This window comes from Clostridium sp. LY3-2 (genome assembly GCF_024705715.1).
Lineage (GTDB): Bacteria > Bacillota > Clostridia > Clostridiales > Clostridiaceae > Clostridium.
Map to the genome: position 1 here is coordinate 128696 of NZ_JAMDLQ010000022.1, position 6157 is coordinate 134852.

5 protein-coding genes are annotated in these 6157 nt (G+C 31.1%); all 5 read left to right on the forward strand.

What is annotated here, in order from left to right:
• Position 1 precedes the first annotated feature (1 nt).
• Positions 2-1273, forward strand: a complete 1272-nt coding sequence (locus M4I33_RS08005) for an O-antigen ligase (RefSeq protein WP_257916298.1) — start codon at positions 2-4, stop codon at positions 1271-1273.
• Between the two features lie 187 nt (positions 1274-1460).
• A complete protein-coding gene (gene groES, locus M4I33_RS08010; RefSeq protein ID WP_194191818.1) occupies positions 1461-1745 on the forward strand; it encodes a co-chaperone GroES in 285 nt (94 codons plus the stop codon).
• 12 nt (positions 1746-1757) lie between these two features.
• Positions 1758-3380 carry a chaperonin GroEL gene (gene groL, locus M4I33_RS08015; RefSeq protein ID WP_257916299.1) on the forward strand — a complete coding sequence of 541 codons (1623 nt, stop codon included), beginning with the start codon at positions 1758-1760 and terminating at the stop codon, positions 3378-3380.
• Positions 3381-3660: 280 nt separating this feature from the next.
• Positions 3661-5343: a GspE/PulE family protein gene (locus tag M4I33_RS08020; RefSeq protein WP_257916300.1), complete on the forward strand. Its 1683-nt coding sequence runs from the start codon at positions 3661-3663 to the stop codon at positions 5341-5343.
• Positions 5344-5366: 23 nt separating this feature from the next.
• Positions 5367-6157 (forward strand): type II secretion system F family protein (locus tag M4I33_RS08025; RefSeq protein WP_257916301.1); only part of this gene is annotated, 791 nt, incomplete at its 3' end.

The following is a 6157-nucleotide window of genomic DNA, read 5'->3' on the forward strand; positions in this document are numbered from 1 at the left end:
AGTGGGGATATTAGGATTAAAAAATAGTGGCGAGAGAAAAGAATCAACAGTAGAACAGATGATAAACTTCTTTTTATATACTTTAATATATTTATTACCGTTTATATATAGCCCTTTTGGAAGTGAGAGCTATTACTTTCCTAAAGCTATATTTCTTTGGATAATAAGTTTAATAATACTTATATTATTACTTAAAGATAAAAAGGTAAAATTAGATACTATAACAAAGGTAATTATAATATTTTTAGGACTTATAGTTATATCAACTATATTTTCTATGGACTTTACTAAATCAATAGTAGGGGGAAGAAGAAGGTATGAAGGGTTACTTAGCTTTTTATCTTACGGAGTATTGTTTATAGCAGCTAAAAATTACTTAAAGATTACTAAGAGAAGTATAAATATAATGATGATACTAGGTGCAATAATGTCTATCTACGGGGTTTTTCAATTTTACGGGATAGACCCAGTTCCTAGGGATTATTTTCATAGCACTTTAATGGAATGTTACGGGTTTATAGGACACAGAAACTTTTTTAGTAGTTATCTTTTAATATTGCTTGGAATATCTATAAGTGTGTTTATTTTTTATGACGTAAAAAGTTATCTTATATACTCTCTAATATTTTTTGCAGCCTTAGTTGGAACTATGACTAGAGGCGGGTGGTTAAGTTTAGCCGCAGTTTGCTTTATAGGTTTATTTTTCATCCTTAAAAGGAAAAATGCCTTAAAGAGAGCTATAATTATAGTTATATCCTTCACTTGTATATTTTTTGCTATGAATTACTTTAAAGGTGGAGAGATAAAAGATAGGTTTGAAACTATAAAAGAGGATATTAGTGATGTTACTCATAGCTCTGGGTCTGGAAGGGTTGCAATTTATGAAGCATCTACTTATATTATAAAATCAAAACCGCTACTTGGAACTGGCACTTCAAACTTTTGGGAAGGAATAAAAGAATTTGCACCTAGTTCTGGATTTTGGTGGAACGAGCAACCAAACGTAATAGTAGATAAGGCGCATAATGAATATTTAAATATTGCAGCGACTACAGGAATTCCGTCTTTAATTGCATATATTCTATTAGTTATATTAATACTAAAAAAGGTATTTGAAAATAAAGATGATGATAAATTTAAAGTTTTAGTAATAGTTATATTAGGGTATTTGATACAAGCTTTATTTAATATAAGTGTTGTTAGTGTTGCTCCTATATTTTGGGTGATTTTAGGAGTATCATCTAATCCTAAAATTATTAAAGAAATAAAATAAGAGGTAATAAGATTAAGAAAATTAGAGTAATATAGAAATATATTGCTCTAATCTATTGTAATTAGAAATATTAATTTAAAATTTCAAGAAAAAAAGTTTGAAATAAATAAATATTAAATATATCATAATATTAGAGTTTAGCACTCTAAGAGTAAGAGTGCTAATAAAAAATAAAGGAGGGGTACTTATGAATATAAAACCGTTAGGTGACAGAGTTGTTATTAAAAAATTAGAAGCAGAAGAAAAAACTAAAAGTGGAATAGTGCTTACAGGAACTGCAAAAGAGAGACCGCAAGAAGCTGAGGTTGTTGCAGTGGGGCCAGGTGCTATAGTTGATGGCAAAAGAATAGAGATGGAAGTTAAAGTTTCAGATAAAGTATTATATTCTAAATACGCAGGAACTGAAGTTAAATATGATGGAGAAGAATATATAATATTAAAGCAAGAAGATATACTTGCAATAGTTTATTAGGAGGTATTTTTTATGGCTAAGATGATTAAATTCGGTGAAGAATCTAGAAGAGCTATGCAAATAGGTGTAGATAAATTAGCAGATACAGTAAAAGTTACACTTGGACCAAAGGGAAGAAATGTTTTACTTGAGAAAAAGTTTGGAGCACCTCTTATTACTAACGATGGTGTATCAATAGCAAGAGAGATAGAACTTGAAGACCCTTACGAAAATATGGGAGCTCAATTAGTAAAAGAAGTTGCAACTAAAACTAACGATGTTGCAGGTGATGGTACTACTACAGCAACTCTTTTAGCTCAAGCTATAATAAGAGAAGGACTTAAAAACGTAACAGCAGGAGCTAATCCTATGCTTATAAGAACAGGTATAAATATGGCTGTAGAAGAGGCTGTTAAAAAGATAAAAGAGATATCTAAACCTGTTAATGGAAAAGAAGATATAGCTAGAGTTGCAGCTATTTCAGCAGCTGATGAAAGCGTAGGTAAACTTATAGCGGATGCTATGGAAAGAGTAGGTAACGAAGGGGTTATAACTGTAGAAGAATCAAGATCTATGGGAACTGAACTTGATGTAGTTGAAGGTATGCAGTTTGATAGAGGATATGTATCACCTTATATGGTTACAGATACAGAAAAGATGGAAGCTATCTTAGATAATCCTTTAATACTTATTACAGATAAAAAAATCAATAACATTCAAGAAATCTTACCTGTACTTGAGCAAATAGTTCAAACTGGTAAAAAACTTTTAATTATAGCTGACGATATAGAAGGCGAAGCTATGGCTACTTTAGTAGTTAACAAATTAAGAGGAACATTTAACTGCGTTGCTGTTAAAGCGCCAGGTTTTGGAGATAGAAGAAAAGAAATGCTTCAAGATATAGCTATTCTTACTGGAGGTAGTGTAATTTCAGAAGAATTAGGTTACGACTTAAAAGATGTAACTTTAGAGATGCTTGGAACTTCAGAAAGCGTAAAAATCACTAAAGACAACACTACTATTATAAATGGTAAAGGTGATAGTGAAGAAATAAAAGCTAGAGTAAGCTTAATTAAGAATCAATTAGAAGAAAGCACTTCAGAATTCGATAAAGAAAAGCTTCAAGAAAGACTTGCAAAACTTGCAGGTGGAGTTGCTGTAGTTAAAGTAGGTGCAGCTACTGAAACAGAACTTAAAGAAAGAAAGTTAAGAATAGAAGATGCTTTAGCTGCAACAAAAGCGGCTGTAGAAGAAGGAATAGTTCCAGGCGGTGGAACAGCTTACGTTACAGTTTTAAATGATGTATCAAAATTAACATCAGATATATACGAAGTTAAAGTTGGTATTGATATAATTATTAAAGCACTTGAAGAGCCTATGAGACAGATTGCAACAAACTCAGGAGTTGAAGCTTCTGTAATAATAGATAGAGTTAGAAATAGCGAAATCGGAATAGGATACGATGCTTTAAGAAATCAATACGTAAATATGATTAAACAAGGTATAGTAGACCCAACTAAAGTTACAAGATCTGCTCTTCAAAATGCAGCATCAGTTTCAGCTACATTCTTAACAACAGAAGCTGCAGTTGTTGATATAAAAGAAAAAAATGCAGTTATGCCAGAGCCTGGAATGGGTATGGATGGAATGTATTAATTAAAAAAATAAAAAAATTTTATTAAAAAGCTTAGCAATTTTTTTGCTAAGCTTTATTTTTTTTAAATCTTTTATTAAATAGCATAAAGAAAAACAAATTTATAGTTAAATAAAACGGTTAATAAAAAGAAAAGTTTATTAACTGTATATGTATATTATAAAAATAAAATAAAAAGTAAAAATATTGTCAAATTATATAATAAATACATAAAAGGAAAAACTTTTCAAATTAACAGATGTATTATATAATAACGGTATAGAAAAATGGCAGGTGTTATGTATGAAAAAGAAAAGGTTAGGGGATATACTAGTTGAATCTCAGAAAATTTCTCACGAAGTTTTAATGGATTCTTTAAAAAAACAAGCTATTACTGGAAAGAGGCTTGGTGAAATATTAGTTGAAACTGGGGTTGTAAAAGAAGAAGATATTTTAAAGGTTTTAGAATTACAACTAGGTATAAAAAGAATAAGTTTAGAATTTGAAGAAGTTCAAATTGAAGCTATTAGAAGAGTTCCTGAAAGGCTTTCTAGAAAGCATTCTATTATGCCAGTAGAGATAAGAGGAAACAACATAGTTATAGTTACATCAGACCCTTTTAATCTTATGGCAGATGAAGATATAAGACTTGCATCAGGTATGAATTTAATAAAGGTTTTAGATACTAAAGATTCTATTTTAGATAGTATAAATAAATATTATTCTAAGCAGATGGCAGAAAAGGTTGCAAGTGAATTAGGGGCAGAAGCTAAAGCTTTTGATAAAACTGTAAAAAAGGAAGAAGTCTTAGAGGAAGCTTCAAGTGACGCACCGGTTGTTAAACTTGTTGATACTATAATAACTAATGCAGTTAGGATGGGCGCAAGTGATATACATATCGAGCCTTTCGAAAAAGATATAAGAGTTAGAGTAAGGGTTGATGGAGAACTTCAAAATATACTAACAGTTCCTAAAGAATCACAATCTACTTTAACTACAAGAATCAAGATTTTATCTAATATGAATATAGCTGAAAAGAGAGTTCCGCAAGACGGAAGAATACTAAAGGTTATAGATAATAAAAAAATAGATTTCAGGGTATCTTCTCTTCCGACAGTTAATGGAGAAAAGGTAGTTATAAGAATACTTTCAACTTCTATGGGAGTTATGACTAAAGAAAACTTAGGGATGAGAAAAGACGATATGGAAAAGCTAGTTAAAATAATGCAAAATCCATACGGAATAATCCTAGTAACAGGACCTACAGGGAGTGGTAAATCTACCACACTTTACACAATACTTAGCGAATTAAATACTATAGACAAGAATATAATTACAGTAGAGGACCCAGTTGAATTTATGGTTGAGGGAATTAATCAGGTAAACGTAAACACTAAAGCTGGGATGACATTTGCATCAGGTCTTAGATCAATACTTAGACAAGACCCAGATATTATAATGCTTGGGGAGATTAGAGATAGTGAAACAGCAGAGATTTCTATAAGGGCTGCAATCACAGGACACGTAGTTTTAAGTACTCTTCACACAAACGATGCACCATCTACTATAGCAAGGCTTTCAGATATGGGAATAGAGCCATACTTAGTTGCAACATCAGTTACAGGAGTAGTAGCACAGAGGCTAGTTAGAAAGGTTTGTACTCATTGTAGTAAAAAATATGAAGCTAATGACTTTGAAAAGCGAGTATTAGGAATAGATAGCTTTGAAAGAGTTTATTTAAGCAAAGGAGAAGGATGTCCTTTATGTAATGGGACAGGCTATAAAGGGAGAATTGGGATTTACGAAATAATGGAAGTTTCAAGAGCTATAAGAGAAGCTGTTACTTTAGGTGAAACAGCAGATAAGATTAAAGATATAGCTATAAATGAAGGTATGAAAACTTTAAATAAAGCTTGCAGAGAACACGTAATAGAAGGTGTAACTACTATAGACGAGCTTATGAGGGTTGCATACTTAAGAGAGTAGAGTATGGGAGGAGTTGATATAAAGTGCCAGTTTATAGTTACCAAGCAAGAAATATTCAAGGAACTATTATAAACGGAACTTTAGATGCACAAACGAGAGAAGAAGTAGTAAATAGCCTTAGGCAAAGAGATTATTTTCCTTTGAAAATTGAAGTAGATAAAAAGGAAAGAGATATAAATATAGACTTATTTAATAAGGTTACTTTAAAGGATTTATCGCTATTTTGTAGGCAGTTTGCCTTTGTTATACAATCAGGAACGCCTATGCTAAGGGCGGTAGAACTATCTATGCAACAAACTGAGAAAAAGAAGATGAAAGAAATCTTAGGAAGAGTTCACGAAAAGATTCAAAGAGGTAGAAGTTTTTCGGATTCTTTAAGGTTTGAAGAAGATATTCCAGACCTTATGATAAATATGATTGAAGCTGGGGAAGCTTCAGGGAAATTAGATTATATAATGAATGAACTCTCAGAATATTATAAAAAGCAATATAAGCAAAAGCAAAAGGTAGCACAATCTACACTTTACCCTAAAATAGTAATAGTTTTTGCAACTGTTATAGTAGGATTTTTATTAGTTTATGTTGTGCCTGATTTTGCAAATAACTTAGCAGCAGCTGGAGGAGAGTTACCTATCTTTACAAAGCTTTTAATTTCTTTTGGAAATTTAGTTTCAAAGATCTGGATAATTATCTTAGCAGCACTTGCAGGGTTATATGGGTTTAAGAAATTAGTTTTAGATAAAGATCTAAATTACAGAATTAATAGTGGGAAAAGAAGTTTAAATGGAAGAGTATTTGGAAGTATAAATAGGCA

Coding starts and splice junctions, on each gene's coding strand:
- groES (WP_194191818.1), top strand. CDS start 1,461: ATGAATATAAAACCGTTAGGTGACAGAGTTGTTATTAAAAAATTAGAA.
- groL (WP_257916299.1), top strand. CDS start 1,758: ATGGCTAAGATGATTAAATTCGGTGAAGAATCTAGAAGAGCTATGCAA.
- M4I33_RS08020 (WP_257916300.1), top strand. CDS start 3,661: ATGAAAAAGAAAAGGTTAGGGGATATACTAGTTGAATCTCAGAAAATT.